Here is a 19,009-nt window from a genome sequence, read left to right on the forward strand (position 1 = left end):
GCCCCCGGCTGCGAAGGTGACGGAGTATCAGCCCACCATCCCCTTGTCCGATCATCCCGATGGGAGCGTGCGCATGACCGCACCGGTACTGACGGTGGACCAGGTGGTCGACCGGATGACGGACCTGGCCGCCGAACTCCCGTCCCGCGACGGGGTCGCCGTGTTCAACGCGATGTACCTGACCGTCACCCGGCTGGTCCGCGACCACCTCGCCGCCGGGTACTTCGACGACCCGGCCGCCATGGCCGAACTCGACGCCGTCTTCGCCGCCCGCTACCTCGCCGCCGTCGACGACGACCGCGCCGGACGCCGCCCCGCCGCCTGCTGGCGCCCGCTGTTCGAGCTGCGCGCCGCCCCGGGCGTCCACCCGCTCCAGTTCGCCCTGGCGGGCATGAACGCCCACATCGAGAACGACCTCCCGCTCGCCGTCCTCGACACCTGCCGCCTCACCGACCGCACCCCCGACCGGCTGCACGCCGACTACCTGCGGATCAACGCCCTGCTCGCCCGGGTCGAGGCCGAGGTCCGCGCCTCCCTGCTGCCCGTGCCGGCCGGCGGCGCGCTGCTGCACGTGCTGTCGGTCTGGAGCATCGACCGCGCCCGCGACGCCGCCTGGGCCTCCGTCCTCGCCCTGTGGGAGCTGCGCCGCCTGCCGCCCGCCCGCGCCCTGGTCGCCGACGCCCTCTCCGGCTCCGTCGGCATGGTCGGCCGCGCCCTGCTCACCCCGCTCAGCCCGAACTGACCGCGCTCCGGGGCCTGACGGACCGGTGCCCGATGATGGGTCCACCGGCGGGACGGGCGCCGGATCGGACGCCGGGACGGCCTGCGGACGAGGGCGGGCACGGACACGAGCACGAGCACGGGACGGAACAGCCATGGCGAAGCGCACGAAGGACGAACAGGGGTCGAAGCGCCGTGGCCCCGACCCGCGGCACTTCGTGCAGGTCGCCCGCAGGCCGAGCCTCGGCGTCGAGGTGTCGACGGGCCGGGCCTGGGTCGGCGTCGACCAGCAGGTCGGCCACGGCTCCGCCGACGCCCTGTTCGCGCTGACGGACGAGCAGTACGCCGCGGCGCTCGCCGGTGAGGGGCTGGGGCCGTTCGAGGGCGAGTGCTGGCGGGGCGAGCACGACGACCTGCTGCTGTTCCACCCGGGCGGCGGGTCCTGGTACCCGGAGCGGTGGTCCCCGTGCCGGGCCCGCATGCTGCCGCCCCGGTTCGAGGGCGAACTCTGGTGGCACGTCGACGCGTTGGACGAACCCGCGGACAGCGCCCGGGCCGAGGTCTCCCGGAGCCTCGCCGCCGGCCCGAACGGCACCGCCGACCGGGTGTTCCGGCTGGTCGGCGACGGCGCCCACCCCCGCCCGGCCGCGCTGATCGGCGGGCTGCCCCCGGGCAGCGACCGCGCCCGGGCCCGGGCGGTCCTGGGCGATCCGGTGGAGGAGGGCGGCGACGTGTACGCCGTCGAGGGCGACCGGGTGCGGCTCGGGTACGCCGACGGCGGCCTGGTCGAGATCGCCCTGGAGCGCCCGGCCCCGCGGCCGCTGCCGGAGGGCCCGGTCCGCGCCTTCCTCGCCGCGCTCGGGGAGCCCGAGGCGGGCGCGGCCTTCCGGGAGGTGGCGCGGCTCGCGGGCGGGACGGGCCGGCGGTGGGCGGCGTCCTCCGGCTCTCCCCGGCGGCTGCTCGCGTTCGACGGCGGCGTCGAGGTGCAGGTCGAGGAGGGCCGGGTCCTGAGCGCCCGGGTCCGGCTCCGCGCGGACGCCTCCGGCCCGGCCTACCGGCACGCGCCCGACCTGCTCCCCGGGACGGCCCGGCCGCCCACCCGCGCGGACTTCCACCGCGCGCTCGGCCTGCCGTCGGCGACCGGCGGGGGCACCGACCTGTACCGCTACGGCACCCGCGACCTCCTGGTCGAGTACGTCGAGTACGTCGAGTACGTGGCCGGTACCGCGGACGCGGTGACGGCGGTCCTGCGCGGGACCAGCGCCCCGCCCGGCGTCCACCGGTGGCGCTCCGGCGAGTTCACGCTGTTCCTCGACGTCCTGGGCCGACCGGAGGCGCACCCGCTCGTCGCCCACGTGCGCGGCCTCCCCGGGGTGCGCCTGACGCTCCGCCGCGGCGCCGTCGCCGAGGTCGAGATCGGTGGCCGCGGCCACCGGAGCGAGCGCTTCGCGGCCTTCGTCGACGGGATGCCGGGCGAGCCCGCCCGCGCGGACCTGCCGCTCGGGGCGCCCACCGAGCGCGGCGCGCACGACGACCTGTGGGACTTCGCCCGGGGCTGGATCCACGTCCACTCGTCCGACGGGACGGCGGTCAGCACCGTCACCGTCCGCCGGGAACCGCCGCACGGCCTCGCGGCACGCTCCCGGACGGCGCACCGCGACCGCTGACCGGCTCCCGGAGAAGGCGGCGCGAGCCCGGCGGCGCTGTCGTACCGCGCCCGTACGCTCCGGCCATGAGCGTCTCCCTCTACTACTCCGCAGCCCGCGCGCTGCCGCTGACCGCGGCCGAGGCGTCCGCGGTCGCCCGCGTCGCCGCCGCCCACCTGGCGTCCTTCCCGTACCGGGACGAGGAGAGCCTGTACCTGTACGACCTGCCCGAGGACGGCGGCGGCGAGCCGGGGCGGATCGTGGCGGGCTCCACCAAGCTGCCGCTCGACCCGGACCGGGCGCTGCCGGTGATCACCCACGTGCTGGCTGCGGTGACCGCCCTGCGCCGCGCCCTGCCCGGGGCGCGGTGGCACGTGCACCTGGACGACCTCGACGTCCCGTGGGACGAGCACGGCGGCTACGCCTTCTGACTCCGGGCCGGGGGCGGCGCGCGGAGGGGCCGGGCACTCCCCCGGAGTGCCCGGCCCCTCTCCCGGCCCCCGCCGGCTACCGACTACCGACCGCTCAGGCCCAGCTGGAGTGCAGCGGCTTGCCCTCGGCGTAGCCGGCCGCGCTCTGGATGCCGACGATCGCCTTCTCGTGGAACTCCTCCAGGCTCGCCGCGCCCGCGTAGGTGCAGGAGGAGCGGACGCCCGCGACGATCGAGTCGATCAGGTCCTCGACGCCCGGGCGGGCCGGGTCGATGAACATCCGCGAGGTGGAGATGCCCTCCTCGAAGAGGGCCTTGCGGGCCCGGTCGTACGCCGACTCCTCGGAGGTGCGGTTGCGCACGGCGCGGGCCGAGGCCATGCCGAAGCTCTCCTTGTACTGGCGGCCGTCCGCGGTGGCCTGGAGGTCGCCCGGCGACTCCAGGGTGCCCGCGAACCAGGAGCCGACCATCACGTTGGACGCGCCCGCGGCCAGCGCCATCGCCACGTCGCGCGGGTGGCGCACGCCGCCGTCCGCCCAGACGTGCTTGCCCAGCCGGCGCGCCTCGGCGGCGCACTCCAGCACGGCGGAGAACTGCGGCCGGCCGACGCCGGTCATCATCCGGGTGGTGCACATCGCGCCGGGGCCGACGCCGACCTTGAGGATGTCCGCGCCCGCCTCGACCAGGTCCCGCACGCCGTCCGCCGAGACCACGTTGCCCGCGACGACCGGCACCTGCGGGTCCAGCCCGCGCACCGCGCGCAGCGCGCTGATCATCGACTCCTGGTGGCCGTGCGCGGTGTCGACCACCAGCACGTCCGCCCCGGCCTCCAGCAGCGCCTTGGCCCGGCCGGCCACGTCGCCGTTGATGCCGACGGTGGCGGCGATCCGCAGGCGGCCCGCGCCGTCCACCGCGGGGGTGTAGAGGGTGGCGCGCAGCGCGTTCTTCCGGGTCAGGAGGCCGACCAGGGTGCCGTCCCCGGCGACCACCGGGGCGAGCTTGCGGTGCGCCTCGTTCAGCCGGTCGAACGCCGTGCGCGGGTCGATGTCCCGGTCCAGCAGCAGCAGGTCGCGCGACATCACCTCGGAGAGGCTGGTGAAGCGGTCCACCCCCTGGCAGTCGCTCTCCGTCACCACGCCGACGGGCTTGCCGCCCTCGACCACCACCAGCGCGCCGTGCGCGCGCTTGGGCAGCAGCGAGAGCGCGTCCGCGACGGTGTCGCCGGGGCTCAGCGTCAGCGCGGTGTCGTGCACCAGGTGCCGCTGCTTGACCCAGCCGATCACCTCGGACACCACCTCGATCGGGATGTCCTGCGGGATCGCCACCAGCCCGCCGCGCCGGGCCACCGTCTCCGCCATCCGCCGCCCGGCGATCGCGGTCATGTTCGCCACCACCAGCGGGATGGTGGTTCCCGTCCCGTCGTTCGAGGACAGATCGACACCCTGCCGGGAGCCCACCGCGGAACGGCTGGGGACCATGAAGACGTCGTCGTACGTGAGGTCGTACGCGGGCTTGAGGTCGTTCAGGAAGCGCATGAAGGGGCTCTCTGGCTGGGGAGAAACGTTACGGCGCCACGCGGCCGAGCCGCGCACACCCAACGTTCGATTCTCGTTGATTCCCCCGCCCCGAGCCAGCCCACGCCCGAATCCTGAAGATCACCACAACCGGACGCCCCCGATCCCGGAACCGCCTCGTACGAACCTCCAAACCCCCGCCATCGGCCCCCGCCACCGGCCCCCGCGCGGCCACCCCCGGCCGCCCCGGTCCGGCTCAGTCCGCCGACGGGAACAGCGTGCGCAGCGCCAGGTCGGCCACCTGCCGCACCTGCTCGCGGGTGTGACCGCTCGCCGCCTGGACGGCGATGCCGTCGGTGACGGTGTGGACCAGCCGGGCCAGGACGCCGGGGTCGCAGCCGGCCGGCAGGTCGGGGGCCCGCTCGAAGCGCCGGCGCAGGGCGGCTTCACCGGCCATCCGCCGGGCGATCACCTCCTCGCGGACCGCCCGGGAGTCCGGGCCGCAGGCGTGCACGCTGTTGACGCTCAGGCACCCGGGCGGCGCGTGCGTCCCGCCGGTCAGCTCGACGGCCCCGAGCAGCATCCGCTCGACGACGGCTCGCGCGGTGGGTTCCTCCAGCGCCTCGGCGGCAAAGGCGCCGGGGCCGGTGAAGTAGCGGTCGAGCGCCTTGCGGAACAGCTCCTCCTTGTTGCCGAACGTCGCGTAGAGGCTGTTGCGGTTGATGCCCATCGCCGCGGTCAGGTCCGACAGGGACGTCCCCTCGTAGCCCTGCCGCCAGAAGAGTTCGAGCGCCCGGTCGAGCGCGGTCCGCGGGTCGAAGGCGCGCGGGCGACCGCCTGGCATGCCGTACCTCCTCCGGTTTCCGGCCTCCCGGCACGGTACTCCCTCGACCCCCCTTGAATCCGCGCGCCCGCTCGCCTAGTTTCTAACCGATCGGTTAGAAACCGGGCAGGACAGGCCGTCGGGGAGGACGCGTGATCAGGGTCGGAATCGTCGGAGCGAGCGGCTGGGCCGCCGCCTCGCACCTGCCCGCACTCGCCGGGCTCGCGGACTTCGAGGTGACCGCGGTCGCGACGACCGGGCAGGCCGGTGCCGACCGGGTGGCGGCCGCCCACGGCGTCCCGCTGGCCCTCGTCGGCGCCGAGGCGCTCGCCGCCCGTCCCGAGGTGGACCTGGTCGTGGTGTCGGTCAAGGCGTCCGGGCACGCGGCGGCGGTCCGGGCCGCGCTGGCGGCGGGCAAGCACGTGCTCTCCGAGTGGCCGCTGGGCGTGGACGCCCCGGAGGCGGAGGAACTCGCCCGGGCGGCCGACGCGGCGGGCGTCGTCCACGCCGTGAACCTGCAGGGGCACCGGTCGCCGGACGCCCGGTACGTGGCCGACCTGCTGGCCGCCGGGACGATCGGCCGCCTGGAGTCCGCCGTCCTGGTCGCCGCGGGCGATCCGCTGGGCGGGCCCCGGATCGCGCCGGAACTGGAGTGGTCCACCGATCCCGCCGCGGGCACCTCGCTGCTGACCGTCATGGCCGGCCACTTCCTGGCCACCCTGCACCGGGTCGCGGGCCCGCTGGTCGAGGTCTCCGCGAGGCTGCCCCGGTCCCGCGACCGCGTCGAGGTCACCGGCACCGGGCGGACGGTCCGCAACGGGGTGCCCTCCCAGGTGCTGCTCCTCGGCACGCTGGAGAACGGTGCCGCCGCGTCCGTCACCGTGCACGGCGGCAGCGGCAGCCCGGACGGGTTCCTGATCAAGCTGGTCGGCTCCGACGGCACGCTGACCGCCGTCCCGCCCCGCCCCGGCACGTACATGCACTGGACGGACTGGGACATCCGGGTCGACGGCGAACCGGCACCGGTCCCCGCCCGCTACCGGACCGTCCCCTTCGACCCCGCCGCCGGTCCGGTCGCCAACGTCGCGGCCGTCTACCAGGAGGTCGCCGAGGCGATCGCCCGGGGCCGCACCCCCAGCCCGGACTTCCACACCGCGGCGGCCCACCACCGTCTCCTCGCCGCGATCGAGCGCTCGGCGGCGACCGGCGCCCCGCAGCAGGTGCGCTGAGCGCGACGCCGCCGGTCCCGGTCCCCCTCCCCCCGGCCCGCCCGCTCCCCGCGGGCGTGCCGCGGCCCCCTGCGGTGCGGTGCACCGAGGGGGCCGAGAGGCGGTTCCGCGCTGGTGGGCGGTTCCTAGTAGCCGCGCCAGTTGGCGCCGTAGCCGCGGGCGGCGGCCATGTTGTCCATGTTGCCGTAGCGGGCGTCGCAGTAGCGGGAGCTGGCGATCAGGTTGTCGACGGGGTTGCGGATGTCCGTGTGGCCGGGCAGCGCGTACACCTTGAAGGTCGGCATGATCACCTGGGTCAGGCCGATCGACGGGGTGCCCTTCTTGGCGTTCGAGTCCCAGTTGTTCTGGGCGTTCGGGTTGCCGGAGGACTCGGCGATCGCGGCGGCGCGCATCGCCTTCGCGGACGGGACGTGCTGGCCGTTGGCGGCCAGGACGTCGCGGGCCTCCTGGATCCAGCCGTCCAGGTTGTTCGGGTAGGTCTTCTTCGCGGCGGCGGCGGCCTGCTCGGCGGCCTGCTGGTCCGCGGCCTGCTTGGCCTGCTCGGCGGCCTGCTGCTGGGCGGCCTGCTCGGCCGCCTGCTGGTCCGCGGCCTGCTTGGCCTGGTCCGCGGCCTGCTGCTGGGCGGCCTGCTCGGCCGCCTGCTGGTCGGCGGCCTGCTTGGCCTGGTCCGCGGCCTGCTGGTCGGCGGCCGGCTGGTCCTGCTGGACCGGCTCGCGCGCCTCGCTGCGGGAGGCGGCCTGGCCGCCGTCGCGGTTCGCGTCCTGGGTGTCCGCGGCGGTGACCGCGGCGGCGTCGGTGCGGTGGGACGCGGGTCCGGCGAACGCCTGGGTGACGGGCAGCAGCGTGCCCACGGCGATGGCGCCGGCCAGTCCGATGCCGAGGACGGCGTCGGGCATGCGGTGGTGGCCCATCCGCACCTGGGGCAATCGGCCGAGGTTGTGCTTGATGCGTCGCATGTTTCGGGTACCTCCGAGAGTCGGTTCCAGGTCATGCCGGGCCCGGGCGGACATGCGTGGTCCCCGCTCGGTGCGGGTTCCTTCGGCCCGGGACGGCCGGCCCGGCGGCTCCTGCTCACCGGGGACGCCGCGCCGCGCTGGTCTCGCGGTCCGCTGCGTCATGAAGCCCCGTGAGCACTCGGATCGGCTCGGGGCACAACCACGAGACTGCCGGAGCCCCAACCAGGCGGCAAACACCCCCAAATGGGACCTACACAACTCCTCCACAACTCGAATTCCCTTATCTACCAAGGGAGTTCACTCTCACCGACCCCCCGTATTCCACCCCGCCTATGAAGAAGGTCACAGCACCGCCCAACCTCCCCCCGACACCGGGAATTTGGGCCCGAGCCCAGTCCCGCCAAGGGCTCCACCCCCTCCGCCCCCGCTCCGCGCCCCCGCCCCCCGTGTGACCCCGGCCACCGCCCCGCCCTGTGACGCCGCTCTCCCCCCGGCCACCCACCGCATCCGCCCGACCACCGGAACCGCCCACGCCGTGACCCGGCTCACGCCTCCGCCCTCCCCTCGCCCCCCCTTCCCCCGGCCCCATCCCCTCCCCCCACCGGCCCCGGGCCCGGGCGGGCCTGGTTGACTGCGGCGGGAGGTCAGGGTGGAGGCGTTGGTCTCGGCGTTCGCGCCGATCTGGGTGCTGACGGCGGCCGGGTGGCTGGCCGGGCGGACGGGGCTGCTGGGGGCGGACGCGGAGGCGGTGCTCGGGCGGTTCGTGTTCCACGTCTCGATGCCGGCCGCGCTCTTCACCGTGGTGGCCCGCACCGACCTGGCCTCCTTCGCCGACCGCTGGGTACTGGCGTTCGCCGCCGGGACGCTGATCGCCTCCCTGCTGGGCCTGCCCGTCGGACGGCGGCTGCGGCGGCTGCGCCGGACCCCGGCCGAGCGGACGGTGGCGGTGATGGCGGCGGGCTACGTGAACTCGGGCAACCTCGGCATCCCGGTCGCCGCGCAGGTCCTCGGCGACGCCTCGTACGCGGCACCGGTGCTGCTGTTCCAGGTGCTGCTGGTCACCCCGCTGATGCTGACCGTGCTGGACGCGACCACCGCCTCCCCTTCTCCCTCTTCCCCCGCCTCCCGCCCCGCCGCGCGGCTGCGGCGCCTGGCGCTGCTGCCGCTGCGCAACCCGGTGATCCTCGGCGCGGGCCTGGGCGCGCTGTTCTCGGCGGCGGGCTGGCGGCTGCCGGGGCCGCTGGCGCACTCGGCGGACCTGCTGGGCGCGGCGGCCGTCCCGACCGCGCTGGTCACCCTCGGACTGTCGCTGCGCACCCCGCCGGGCGCGGCGGCGCAGCGCCCGGACCGGGGTGAGCTGGGTCTCGCGGTGCTGGTGAAGACGGTCGGGCAGCCGCTGGCCGCGCTGGCGGTGGGCGCGCTGCTGCTGCACCTGCGGGGGCCGCAGTTGCGGGCGGCGGTGCTGCTGTCGGCGCTGCCGACAGCGCAGAACGTGTACGTGTACGCGCGGCTGTACGGGGCGGCTCCGGTGCTGGCCCGCTCGGCGGTGCTGGCGTCGACGGTGCTGTCGATGCTGACGCTGTCGGTCATCGCCTGGTCGCTGGGCGGCGGTTGACCGGACCCGCCGGGGTGCGCGGCGGGCCGGCGACCGGGAAGTGCGGCAGGTCACACGTCCGGGAGTGCGGCAGACCACCGGTCCGGGAGTGCGGCAGGTCACAGGCTTCGCTCCGGCGGGGGCCGCTCCCGTAGAGTTCGGCGGTACGGATGGGGCGACGAGGAAGCATCGGCAGTGACGAACCAGCAGAGCGGCCCGGGCAGCGCCCCGGTCGAGGACGACACCGACTACGGCAAGGGCATCGACCCCGAACGCCTGGAGCTGTGCCTGAACGTGCTCGCCGAGCTGGACGAGATCCACGTCGACCACCCGGACGCGATCCGGGTCCGGCTGGCGGTCGGCGGCCTGTTCCGCACCCTCAAGCAGCGCCGCCGGCAGGAGACCCGGGCCCGCAAGACCGCCAACGACCGCGCGGTGACGGCGCGGACCGCGACGGGCGCGCCGGGGCGGATCGACGACGAGACGGCGGGCGCGTTCGGGCTGAGCACCGAGACCACCACCGAGCTGGCCGGCATCCTGGAGCGCCCGCGCTCCTGCTACACCTGCAAGCAGCGGTACGTGGAGGTGGACGCGTTCTACCACCAGCTGTGCCGCTCCTGCGCCGCGCTGAACCGCTCGCGCCGGCACGCCCGGACCGACCTGACCGGCAAGCGCGCGCTGCTGACCGGCGGACGCGCCAAGATCGGCATGTACATCGCGCTGTGCCTGCTGCGCGACGGCGCGCACACCACCATCACCACCCGCTTCCCGAACGACGCGATCCGCCGCTTCACCGCGATGCCGGACAGCGCCGAGTGGATCCACCGCCTGAAGATCGTCGGCATCGACCTGCGCGACCCGGCGCAGGTGATGGCGCTGGCGGACGAGGTCGCCGCGGACGGCCCGCTGGACATCCTGATCAACAACGCGGCGCAGACCGTGCGCCGCTCCCCCGGGGCGTACCGCGAGCTGGTCGCGGCCGAGTCGGCGCCGCTGCCGGCCGGGGCGCTGCCCGCGTCCACGGTGATCGGCCGGTTCGGCTCGGGCGCGGTGGACGTGCCGGCGCTGCCGGGGCAGAGCCGCGGCGAGCGGCCCTCGGTGAGCGCCGAGCAGGTCACCTCGCTGGCCCTGGTGACGGGTTCGGCCTCGCCGGAGCGGATCGCGGCCGGGACGGCGATCGACGCGGGCGGCCTGGTGCCGGACCTGGCGGACACCAACAGCTGGGTGCAGACCGTCTCCGAGGTCGGCCCGATCGAGCTGCTGGAGGTGCAACTGTGCAACTCCACCGCCCCGTTCATCCTGATCTCGCAGCTGCGCCCGGCGCTCGCCGCGTCCTCGGCGCGCCGCAAGTACGTGGTCAACGTCTCGGCGATGGAGGGCGTCTTCGAGCGCGGCTACAAGGGCTCGGGCCACCCGCACACCAACATGGCGAAGGCCGCGCTGAACATGCTGACCCGCACCAGCGCGCAGGAGATGTTCGAGACCGACGGCATCCTGATGACCGCGGTGGACACCGGCTGGATCACCGACGAGCGCCCGCACCCGGAGAAGATGCGCCTGCACGAGGAGGGCTTCCACGCCCCGCTCGACCTGGTGGACGGCGCGGCCCGGGTGTACGACCCGATCGTCCGCGGCGAACTCGGCGAGGACCTCTACGGCTGCTTCCTGAAGGACTACCAGAAGGGCAAGTGGTGACGGACGTCCGGCCCCTCGACGCGCGGCCCCCGGCCGCCGCGCACCCGCTGCCGCCGCTGGTCGGCGCGGGCGTGATCGTGCCGACCGGGGACGGGCGAGTGCTTCTCGGGCGGCGCACCACCGCCGGGGAGTCGCCGACCTGGAGCCTGCCGGGCGGCAAGGTGGACCACCCCGGGGAGTCCTTCGAGGCCGCCGCCGCACGGGAGTTGGCCGAGGAGACCGGCATCGTGCTGCCCGCCGAGGAGATGCGGGTGCTGGCGGTGCTGCTCGACCACGAGCTGGGCCGCACCCGGGTGACGGCGGCGGTCCTGGCCCCGCCGAGCCTGGCCGAGGCCCTGGTCACCGAACCGCACGCGTGCGCCGGCTGGGAGCGCTTCCCGGTGGGCGCGCTCCCCGAGCCGATGTTCTACCCGTCCGCGCAGGTGCTGGCCGCCTGGCTGCCGGACCACCGCGCCCCGGGCGGCACCTGGCACTATCCGGCGGCGGCACCGCACTCCTGACGGACCGTCAGGCACGTGCGGAACCCCGCGGAGGCGGCCCGGAGACTTCCGGAGCGCCTCCGCGACGCGTCCTCCGCGCCTTGCGCTACCTGCGCTACCTGCGCTCGGCCGCCCGGAGCCGGACGTTCGCCGGGGGCCTGGTCCCGGCGCGGCGCACCAGCAGGACGAAGGTCCGGGCGTAGGCGTCGCCCTCGGTGACCCGGGGCCAGTCCAGCCCGGCGAGGGCCGCGGACGCGGCGGCGTGCGGTTCACCGTGCACCCATACCTCGGCGGACTGCCCGGCGCCGCCACCACCTCCACCGCTACCACCGCTACCGCCGAAGTGCACCTGCACGCCGACGAGTTGGTCCCGGCCGAGGTCCCCGCCCAGGGCCGGGGCGAGGGCGGGCAGCACGGGGTTGCGGACCAGCCAGTCCTGCACGTCGTGGAAGTGCCGGCCGGTGCCCCAGCCGACCACGCCGCCGTGGATGGCGTGCCAGCCGGGCAGGCCGTCCGGGTCGGCGGGGTCGAGGTGGCCGGCGAACCGGCCGTTGTGGGCGACGAGTTCGATCAGCGCGGCGCCCGTGGTGGACGCCCACGCCTCGACGCCCCGGCGGACCGGGTCCTGGTCGCCGCCGTCGATCCGGGGCACCCGGTCCCGGACGGCGGTCTCCGGGCGGTCCCGGTCGGCCAGGAACACCAGTTCCAGCCGGTCCGGGTCGTCGTCCGGCGCGGCGCCCAGCCGGACCGCCAACTCGCCCGGCCCGCGGACCTCTTCGCCCTCGACCCGCCACCGCTCGCCGTGCAGCGCGGACAGTTCGTCCGCCACCGCGCCCAACACCGCCTGCTCGGACGGTCGTTCCGTACTCTTGCCGGACGCGTCCGGGCCGGTGCCCGACCGGCCGCGCCACCATGATCCCCATGCCATGGCGCACACCGTAACGTTGTACAGATTTGCTCACAATGTGTGGGTGGGGACCGGGTCAGGTAGTCGATGTCGTCCGCTGTGTGTATCGTCGCACTGCGCGATCAGGGACTTACCGCGGGCAGCAGCTGGGGGCGGCAATGGCTGTGGAACTACCATCGGGGCTCAACCACATCATCGGGCTGCTGGGCGTGCGTTTCCCGGCCGCCAACGAGGACGAGCTCAACCAACTGGCCGACCAGTTGGACAAGTTCGCCGGAGCGCTGGACGGCGCCCAGATGACGGCGGACAAGGCGCTCACCCTGCTGCACGAGGTCTACCAGGGCGAATCGGCGGACAAGCTCTCCGAGCTGTGGAGCACCATCACCAAGTACTCCAAGGTGATCGTCGAGACCTGCCAGACGGTGTCCAAGGTGCTGCGGGCGGCGGCCGTGGTGGTCGAGCTGGCCAAGACCCAGTCCATCACCCAACTTTTCTCCATCCAGGCCCAGTTGGCGGCGGCCTCGTCCACCGGGCCGTGGAGCGCGGCGGCGGTGCTGCGGATGGGCCGCGAGATCATGAACCAGCTGCTGGAGGCGGCGGTCGGCAAGCTCGCCCAGACCGTCACCCGGCCGATCGAGGACATGATCGAGAAGGCCGCGCAGAAGATCGTGCCCACCCCGTCCAACAACTCCAACGGGCAGGGCTTCTCCATCGACCTGGCCCAACTCGCCCAGTGCGCGGCCGACCTGCGCCGCGGCGCGGACGACATCGAGACGCACGGCACCAGCTTCAAGCGGATCGTGCAGAGCCTGAAGATGGGCGACTCCGGCGACAAGTTCGGCAAGCTGGTGATCGAGGCCGCCGAGAAGGTGCTGCAGACCATCGCCGAGGACGTCCTCAAGCGCATCCTCGCCTCGTTCCGCGACACCGCGGACAAGATGGACAAGATGGCGGGCAACCTCAACGAGAACGAGGACAGCAACCGCACGGTGCTGAACAGCCTCACCTCGCTCGCGGCCAACCCGCTCAGCCCCAACGCGACGGCCACCAACGGCGCTTCCGCCGGCGCGTCCCCCGCGCTGAACGGTCCGCGCCTGGGCGGCGGCGACGCGGGGCTCGCCGCGTTCGCGGGCCTGATGCCCAAGCTCGGCCCGATCGGCTCCGGGCTCTCCGGCGGCAGGAGCGGCGGCTCGGGCCTCAACACGCTCGGCCTCAAGGAGCCGCTCGTCTCCGGCGGTCACGGCGGCGGCGCGTCCGGCGGCTCCGGGTCCGGTTCCGGCAGCGGCGCGGGCGGGGGCACCGGCGGCACCGGCGGTCAGGGCGGCGGCGCCTTCGTCCCCCGGCTCTCGATGCCGGCCGGCAGCCTCGGCAACAGCGGCCGGGGCAGCAGCGGCACCCGGATCGAGACCCAGAAGTCCGGTGAGGGCAGCGGCGGTTCCGGCTCCGGCTCGGGTTCCGGCTCCTCCCCCTCCACCGCCACCAACTCCGTCGGCCGCGGCGTCCCGCCGGGCGGCATGATGGGCATGGCGGCCATGGGCCACGGCGGCTACGGCCCGGTCGGCGGCTCCGGCATCCGCGGCGCCTCCCAGCGCCGCACCAACCGCACCGCCGAGGGCGACCCCGAGAACACCGCCTCCCCCGACGGCATCATCGCCGACGAGCTCAGCGCCGCCATGTACCCCAACCTCCAGTTGGGCCGCGTCACCCCGCAGCGCAAGCCCGAGTCCGAGCGCGACGACCGCTACGACGACGACTTCGAGCTCGACCTCGAGGAGCTCGGCGACCTCGACGACCTGCACTGACCCCGGCCGGTCCACGGCCCAGGAGCCCCGCCAGCGCCCCCACCAGGGCCTGCCGGGGCTCCGCCCTTCTCTCCCCCCCCGGCCGACCTCGGCCGCCCCCGGCCGCCCCCGCCGCCACCTGCGGTCCGCGGCCCGCAACGCATCCGCCCAGCCTGTGAATTGACCGTGAACCGTAAACTTTTCACCGTGGTGGTATGGACCACGAACGAAACAGATGGCTAGGGTCGTAGCGGTTCGCACGCGCGGCCGTTCGGAACCCTGGGACAGGACGTGACCGTGGCCGAGACACTGGTGGCCTCCGAGTACGAGGCCGAACGGCTGGACGCCACCGCCGCCTGGGTCGCCCGCCACCGGCCGCCGGGCAGCGGAGCGCTGGCCGAACTCGGCGCCGGCGACGGCGCGCTGACCGGACGGCTGCTGCGGGCCGGGTACACCGTGCACGCCGCCGAACCGGACCCCGCCCTGCGGGCCCGACTCTGGGACCGACTGCGCGGACGGGCCCGACTACGGCTCAGCGGGGCCGACCTGGCGGCCCCGCCACCGGTACGCCGCCGCTTCGGCGCGGTCCTGCTGATCGACACCCTGCACGCCGGCCAGGACCTGGAACTGCTGCACGCCCTCCCCACCGACCTGCTGTTCGTCGCCCTCGCCCCGCCCGCCCTGGACGGCCGACTCCGCCCGTGGCTCTCCGCCCAACAGGGCTGGCTGCTGGTGGAGGAGATCGACCTGGCCGCCCCGCGCCCCACCCACCGCACCCTCGCCCCGGGCAGCCGCGGCATCCTGCTCCGCCGGGCCGGCTGACCCCGGCAGCAGCGGCCGGCGGCAGCGGCGGGCCGGCGGCAGCGGCGACGCGCGGCACGGCCCGACGACGGCCCGACCGTAGCGCGGCTCAGGACAGCCGGACGATCAGCCCCTCCATCCCCGTTCGGCCGATCCTGCCAGCAGCGAGACGGCGCGGCGACAGCGACAGCAGCCGCGAGACGGCGGCGGCGCGACGCACAGCACGGCCCCATCCTGCACAGCCCCACCACCGCCCAACCGCAGTGCGGTTCAAGTCAGCCGGACGATCAGCCCGCCCATCCCCGCCCGGCCGATCCTGCCAGCAGCGAGACGGCGCGGCGACAGCGACAGCAGCCGCGAGACGGCGGCGGCGCAACGCACAGCACGGCCCCATCCTGCACAGCCCCACCAACGCCCACCACCGCCCGACCTCCGCCCCACTCCGCCCCAACTACGGCGCGGCTCAGGACAGCCGGACGATCAGCTCGTCCATCGCCGCCCGCCCGGCGTCCATCGCGGCCCGCAACAGCGCCGGGTCCCGGGTCAGCCGTCCGACCTTCGGGGCCTCCGGCCCGGGGCGGACGGAGAGCACGGCGGGGCCGTCGGCGGGCGGGGCGAGGTCGTGGCGGCCGAGCAACTCCTCGTCGGCGAGCAGCCGTTCGGCCCGCCCCAGGTAGGAGTCGCGCAGCGGCGCGGGGTAGCGGCGCAGCACCGTCCGGGCGACCATCCGGGAGCCGCGCGAGGGCCCGGCCGCCACCGCAGCCGCCGCAGCCGTCGCCGCCGTCGCCGGGACCGGGCCCCGCGAGCGCAGCACCAGGACGTGCGTGGCGCCCTGGGCGAGCGCGGTGCGGAACGGGATGGACTCGGCCAGCCCGGCGTCGTAGTAGCGGCTGCCGTCGAGTTCCACCGGCGGTCCGGCGAGCAGCGGGAGGGCGGCGCTGGCCCGCAGGGCGAGGCGGAGCCGGGCCGGGTCGGTGAGCAGGGGGTGGAGGTCGGTGGCGACGCCGGTGCCGGTGTGGGTGGCGATCGGGTGCAGGGTGGTGGGGTTGGCGAGGATCGCGTCGAAGTCCATCCGGGCCACGTGCGCGTAGAGGTGCTCGACCAGGTTGTGCAGGTCGACGACGGGACGGCCGCGCAGCACGTTGCCGGGCCGGACCATCGCCCGGGCGTACTCCGCGTCGGCCCAGCCCGCGAGCTGCCCGGGGTCGCTGCTGAGCAGCCAGGCGCCGGTCAGCGCCCCGGCGGAGGCTCCGTAGACGGCGTCGAACACCCCGGTGAGACCGGCCTCGTGGAGGGCCAGGGCCATGCCGCCGGAGATGATGCCGCGCATGCCGCCGCCCTCGACGGCGAGCGCGATCCGCAGCCCGTCGGTCCGCCCGCCGGGACGGCTGCCGGTGCGCCACCGCTCGGCGAGGGCGGCCAGGACCCGGCCCCGCGCGCCCGTGGCATCCGTGGCGTCCGCGGTGTCCGCGATCCCGAACCCGTCCTGCTGATCCACGCCGTACTCCCCTACTCCCGCACTCCCGTACCGACACCCGCGCCCCGCCCGCCCGGACGTCCCGCCGAGCGCCGCGGCCCCGACGTCCGGAACGCCGAGAAGTGTCGCACACGAACCCGGGCGCACCGCCCTGCCACGCCACCACCCCCGTCCCCCACCCGCTCTCCCCGGCCCGTCACCCTGCGCCAGACTAGTGTGACGCCATGTCATCCTTCGGCACCTCCGCCCGCTCCGCCACCGCCGCGCTGCCCGAACCCGTCGCCCGGGCCGTCGAGTTGGCGGACCGGCTGGGGTTCACCCGGTCCTGCCGCCCGGAGCACGGGCGGCTGCTACAGGCCCTCGCTGCGGGCGCGACCGGCCGGATCGGCGAGACCGGGACCGGGTGCGGCGTCGGCCTGGGCTGGCTGCTCGCCGGGCGGCGGCCGGGCGTCCGGGTGGTGAGCGTCGAGCGGGAGGCCGAACGCGTGGCCGCGGTAAGGGAGTTGTTCGCCGACGTGCCCGACCTGGAGGTGCTGCACGGCGACTGGACGCGGATCCACCCGCACGGCCCGTTCGACCTGCTGGCCCTGGACGGCGGCGGCAACGGCAAGCAGTCCGCGCCCGCCGACCCGGAACGCCTGCTCACCCCCGGCGGCACCCTGGTGGTCGACGACCTCACCCCGCTCACCGGCTGGCCACCGACCCACCGGGGCGCGCCCGACACCGGCCGCACCGTCTGGTACGACCACCCGGCCCTGCTCACCACCGAGGTCCGCCTCGCCCCCGACCTGTCCACCCTGCTGGCCACCCGCCGCCCCTGACGTCCGCTCGGCTCTCGGGTCCGGTCAATGCTCGGGTCCGGTCAATGCCCGGGTCCGCTCAGCGCTCGCGTCCCCGCGGCTTCAGCGGCAGCGGCGGCAGTGGCGGGGCGTGCAGCCGTTCGCCGTCGTAGCCGTGGACCCGGCCGAAGCGGGTGCCGGTCTCCCAGTCGGCGCGGGCCGCCGCGATCTCCTCGTGCGTGCGGCCGACGAAGTTCCACCACATGACGAGGCGTTCCTCGAAGGGTTCGCCGCCGAGCAGCAGCAGGGCGGCGTCGGTGCGGGCGCGCAGCGGGAGTTCGCGGCGGCCGCAGCCGAGGTAGAGGAGGGAGCCTGGTTCGACCGGGACGCCGTCGACGTCGGTGCTGCCGGTCATGGCGAGGACGGCGTACTCGAAGCCGGGTTCGAGCGGGAGGCGGTGGGCGGCGCCCTCGCGGAGGGCGAGGTCGGCGCCGGTGAGGGCGGTGTGGGTGGTGCCGGGGGAGGTGGCCCCGTCGAGGGTGCCGAGGATGAGGTCGGCGTGCAGGCCGCCGGCGGTGACGACGGGCAGCTCGGGGTGGTGTTCGAAGGCGGGCGCGGTGTGCCGGTGGGCGTCGGGGAGGGCGACCCAGAGCTGGGCGCCGTGCAGCAGCGGCGCGTGCTCGCGCGGGGACTGCTCGGAGTGCGAGATGGCCCGGCCGGAGGTCATCAGGCCGAGTTCGCGCGGGCGGACGGTCTGCACGCTGCCGAGGCTGTCCCGGTGCAGCACGCTGCCCTCGTGCAGCCAGCTGACGGTCTGCAGGCCCGTGTGGGGGTGCGGCGGCACCTGCATGCCGGGCTCGTCGGCGATGTCGTCGGGGCCGTAGTGGTCGACGAAGCACCAGGCGCCGACCATCCGGCGGCCGAGGTTGGGCAGCAGCCGCCGGACCACGGTGGACTCGCCGAGCGGAACGCGCCGCCCGGTCAGCAGGTCCTTGACGGGGCCGGTGGCGGCCTGGCGTCCGCAGACGGCCGGGGCGGGTTTCCGGTCGAGGTTGCTCATGGCCGCCAGTATCGACCGGACCGCCGGCCGCCTCCGGCCGCGCGCACCCTCGTGTCCGGACGAATCCCGCGAACGCACCCGCTCCCGTCCCCGCCCCGCCCCCACACGCAGACGCGGACACGGACGCACCCCCCCGTCAGCCGACGAGGCGGCCTCAGTGCTTGCAGGCCCACCAGGCCTCGGCGCTCGCCGCCTCCGCCTGGGCGCGCAGCGCGCGGACCGCCTCCGCCGGGTCGGCCGCGCCGTAGACCGCCGAACCGGCCACGAACACGTCGGCCCCGGCCTCGGCGCAGGCCTCGATGGTGGCGGGGGCGACCCCGCCGTCGACCTGGAGCCACAGGTCGAGGCCGTGCTTGTCGATCAGCTGCCGGGTGCGGCGGATCTTGGGGAGCATGATGTCGAGGAACGCCTGGCCGCCGAAGCCGGGCTCCACCGTCATGATCAGCACCATGTCCAGCTCGGGCAGCAGGTCCTCGTACGGCTCGATCGGGGTGGCGGGGCGCAGCGCCATCGAGGCGCGGGCGCCCTTGGCGCGGATCTCCCGGGCGAGCCGGACGGGGGCGGCGGCGGCCTCGACGTGGAAGGTGACGGAGCCGGCGCCGGCCTCGACGTACTGCGGGGCCCAGCGGTCGGGCTGTTCGATCATCAGGTGGCAGTCGAGGGGGGTGTCGGTGGCGCGGGCCAGCGACTCGACGATCGGCACGCCCAGCGTGAGGTTGGGGACGAAGTGGTTGTCCATCACGTCGACGTGCAGCCAGTCCGCGCCGCGCACCGCCTCGGCCTCGTCGGCGAGGCGGGCGAAGTCCGCGGACAGGATGCTGGGGTTGATCTGCGCCATGGCGAGGGTACCTTCACGACTCGGTGCGGGCGGCCCGGGCGACCGCCCCCGACCATCATCCCCCGTCCGCCGGACGGCCCGGCAGGTGGCCGGGCAGCGGGCCGGGCGGCAGATCGGGCAGGTGACCGGGCAGGTGACCGGGCAGCGGGCCGGGCGGCGGACCCCGTCTCGGAGCGCCCGCACGTCGCGGAGGCGCACCCCCGAAGTGTTCACACTGCCGAAACACTTCCCCTTCCCGGTGTCGGCCCGCTCTGGCAGGCTCCACAGCAGGCGGACCCAA

General features: G+C 75.3%; 17 protein-coding genes. 10 read left to right on the forward strand and 7 right to left on the reverse strand.

Annotated elements, in window-relative coordinates; genetic code table 11:
• The first annotated feature begins 73 nt into the window (after positions 1-73).
• From ACIQVD_RS14870 to ACIQVD_RS14880, 3 genes are all read left to right on the forward strand, one after another.
• Positions 74-742 carry a DUF5995 family protein gene (locus ACIQVD_RS14870; protein ID WP_402289213.1) on the forward strand — a complete coding sequence of 223 codons (669 nt, stop codon included), beginning with the start codon at positions 74-76 and terminating at the stop codon, positions 740-742.
• Positions 743-875: 133 nt separating this feature from the next.
• Positions 876-2,387: a hypothetical protein gene (locus tag ACIQVD_RS14875; RefSeq protein WP_402289216.1), complete on the forward strand. Its 1,512-nt coding sequence runs from the start codon at positions 876-878 to the stop codon at positions 2,385-2,387.
• A gap of 65 nt (positions 2,388-2,452) precedes the next feature.
• Positions 2,453-2,797, forward strand: coding sequence for a hypothetical protein (locus ACIQVD_RS14880; RefSeq protein ID WP_402289219.1), 345 nt, complete (start codon positions 2,453-2,455; stop codon positions 2,795-2,797).
• Between the two features lie 94 nt (positions 2,798-2,891).
• Here ACIQVD_RS14880 and ACIQVD_RS14885 read toward each other — a convergent pair whose 3' ends face one another.
• Entirely contained in the window at positions 2,892-4,331 is a 1,440-nt protein-coding gene (locus tag ACIQVD_RS14885; protein WP_402289222.1) for a GuaB1 family IMP dehydrogenase-related protein, read from the reverse strand.
• A 235-nt stretch (positions 4,332-4,566) separates the two neighbouring features.
• Entirely contained in the window at positions 4,567-5,154 is a 588-nt protein-coding gene (locus tag ACIQVD_RS14890) for a TetR/AcrR family transcriptional regulator (protein WP_400689347.1), read from the reverse strand.
• A gap of 131 nt (positions 5,155-5,285) precedes the next feature.
• On the opposite strand from ACIQVD_RS14890, the gene ACIQVD_RS14895 reads away from it, so the two are divergent.
• Positions 5,286-6,362: a Gfo/Idh/MocA family protein gene (locus ACIQVD_RS14895; protein ID WP_402289226.1), complete on the forward strand. Its 1,077-nt coding sequence runs from the start codon at positions 5,286-5,288 to the stop codon at positions 6,360-6,362.
• Positions 6,363-6,487: 125 nt separating this feature from the next.
• Here ACIQVD_RS14895 and ACIQVD_RS14900 read toward each other — a convergent pair whose 3' ends face one another.
• On the reverse strand, positions 6,488-7,318 hold the full coding sequence (locus tag ACIQVD_RS14900; RefSeq protein ID WP_400689352.1) for a transglycosylase SLT domain-containing protein: 831 nt from the start codon (positions 7,316-7,318) through the stop codon (positions 6,488-6,490).
• A gap of 649 nt (positions 7,319-7,967) precedes the next feature.
• On the opposite strand from ACIQVD_RS14900, the gene ACIQVD_RS14905 reads away from it, so the two are divergent.
• From ACIQVD_RS14905 to ACIQVD_RS14915, 3 genes are all read left to right on the forward strand, one after another.
• The gene (locus ACIQVD_RS14905; RefSeq protein WP_402289230.1) at positions 7,968-8,933 is read left to right on the forward strand and encodes an AEC family transporter; all 966 of its coding nucleotides are present in this window, start codon (positions 7,968-7,970) and stop codon (positions 8,931-8,933) included.
• A 174-nt stretch (positions 8,934-9,107) separates the two neighbouring features.
• Complete coding sequence (locus ACIQVD_RS14910) at positions 9,108-10,607, forward strand: SDR family NAD(P)-dependent oxidoreductase (RefSeq protein ID WP_400689358.1); 1,500 nt, start codon at positions 9,108-9,110, stop codon at positions 10,605-10,607.
• A complete protein-coding gene (locus ACIQVD_RS14915; RefSeq protein ID WP_402289233.1) occupies positions 10,604-11,107 on the forward strand; it encodes an NUDIX hydrolase in 504 nt (167 codons plus the stop codon). The genes ACIQVD_RS14910 and ACIQVD_RS14915 overlap by 4 nt, the downstream gene beginning before the upstream one ends.
• Before the next feature lie 94 nt (positions 11,108-11,201).
• On the opposite strand, the gene ACIQVD_RS14920 is transcribed toward ACIQVD_RS14915, so the two are convergent.
• On the reverse strand, positions 11,202-12,014 hold the full coding sequence (locus tag ACIQVD_RS14920; RefSeq protein ID WP_402289236.1) for a DUF6348 family protein: 813 nt from the start codon (positions 12,012-12,014) through the stop codon (positions 11,202-11,204).
• A 143-nt stretch (positions 12,015-12,157) separates the two neighbouring features.
• Here ACIQVD_RS14920 and ACIQVD_RS14925 point away from each other — a divergent pair, with 143 nt between their 5' ends.
• Both ACIQVD_RS14925 and ACIQVD_RS14930 read left to right on the forward strand, forming a co-directional pair.
• Positions 12,158-13,795, forward strand: a complete 1,638-nt coding sequence (locus ACIQVD_RS14925; RefSeq protein WP_402289239.1) for a hypothetical protein — start codon at positions 12,158-12,160, stop codon at positions 13,793-13,795.
• A 276-nt stretch (positions 13,796-14,071) separates the two neighbouring features.
• Positions 14,072-14,596 carry a hypothetical protein gene (locus tag ACIQVD_RS14930; protein ID WP_400689370.1) on the forward strand — a complete coding sequence of 175 codons (525 nt, stop codon included), beginning with the start codon at positions 14,072-14,074 and terminating at the stop codon, positions 14,594-14,596.
• Between the two features lie 442 nt (positions 14,597-15,038).
• On the opposite strand, the gene ACIQVD_RS14935 is transcribed toward ACIQVD_RS14930, so the two are convergent.
• Positions 15,039-16,073 (reverse strand): patatin family protein, encoded by a 1,035-nt coding sequence (locus ACIQVD_RS14935; RefSeq protein ID WP_400689372.1) that lies wholly within the window; start codon positions 16,071-16,073, stop codon positions 15,039-15,041.
• Positions 16,074-16,276: 203 nt separating this feature from the next.
• Between ACIQVD_RS14935 and ACIQVD_RS14940 the strand changes: the two genes are divergently transcribed.
• Entirely contained in the window at positions 16,277-16,873 is a 597-nt protein-coding gene (locus ACIQVD_RS14940) for an O-methyltransferase (protein ID WP_402289243.1), read from the forward strand.
• Between the two features lie 58 nt (positions 16,874-16,931).
• Here ACIQVD_RS14940 and ACIQVD_RS14945 read toward each other — a convergent pair whose 3' ends face one another.
• Complete coding sequence (locus ACIQVD_RS14945; RefSeq protein ID WP_402289245.1) at positions 16,932-17,891, reverse strand: pirin family protein; 960 nt, start codon at positions 17,889-17,891, stop codon at positions 16,932-16,934.
• 154 nt (positions 17,892-18,045) lie between these two features.
• Positions 18,046-18,729: a ribulose-phosphate 3-epimerase gene (rpe, locus tag ACIQVD_RS14950; protein WP_100835229.1), complete on the reverse strand. Its 684-nt coding sequence runs from the start codon at positions 18,727-18,729 to the stop codon at positions 18,046-18,048.
• Positions 18,730-19,009: the final 280 nt, after the last annotated feature.

The sequence above is a fragment of the Kitasatospora sp. NPDC090308 genome (genome assembly GCF_044769485.1).
GTDB classification, from domain to species: domain Bacteria; phylum Actinomycetota; class Actinomycetes; order Streptomycetales; family Streptomycetaceae; genus Kitasatospora; species Kitasatospora fiedleri.

Coding starts and splice junctions, on each gene's coding strand:
- ACIQVD_RS14880 (WP_402289219.1), top strand. CDS start 2,453: ATGAGCGTCTCCCTCTACTACTCCGCAGCCCGCGCGCTGCCGCTGACC.
- ACIQVD_RS14900 (WP_400689352.1), bottom strand. CDS start 7,318: ATGCGACGCATCAAGCACAACCTCGGCCGATTGCCCCAGGTGCGGATG.
- ACIQVD_RS14870 (WP_402289213.1), top strand. CDS start 74: ATGACCGCACCGGTACTGACGGTGGACCAGGTGGTCGACCGGATGACG.
- ACIQVD_RS14885 (WP_402289222.1), bottom strand. CDS start 4,331: ATGCGCTTCCTGAACGACCTCAAGCCCGCGTACGACCTCACGTACGAC.
- ACIQVD_RS14940 (WP_402289243.1), top strand. CDS start 16,277: ATGTCATCCTTCGGCACCTCCGCCCGCTCCGCCACCGCCGCGCTGCCC.
- rpe (WP_100835229.1), bottom strand. CDS start 18,729: ATGGCGCAGATCAACCCCAGCATCCTGTCCGCGGACTTCGCCCGCCTC.
- ACIQVD_RS14920 (WP_402289236.1), bottom strand. CDS start 12,014: ATGGCATGGGGATCATGGTGGCGCGGCCGGTCGGGCACCGGCCCGGAC.
- ACIQVD_RS14890 (WP_400689347.1), bottom strand. CDS start 5,154: ATGCCAGGCGGTCGCCCGCGCGCCTTCGACCCGCGGACCGCGCTCGAC.
- ACIQVD_RS14945 (WP_402289245.1), bottom strand. CDS start 17,891: ATGAGCAACCTCGACCGGAAACCCGCCCCGGCCGTCTGCGGACGCCAG.
- ACIQVD_RS14875 (WP_402289216.1), top strand. CDS start 876: ATGGCGAAGCGCACGAAGGACGAACAGGGGTCGAAGCGCCGTGGCCCC.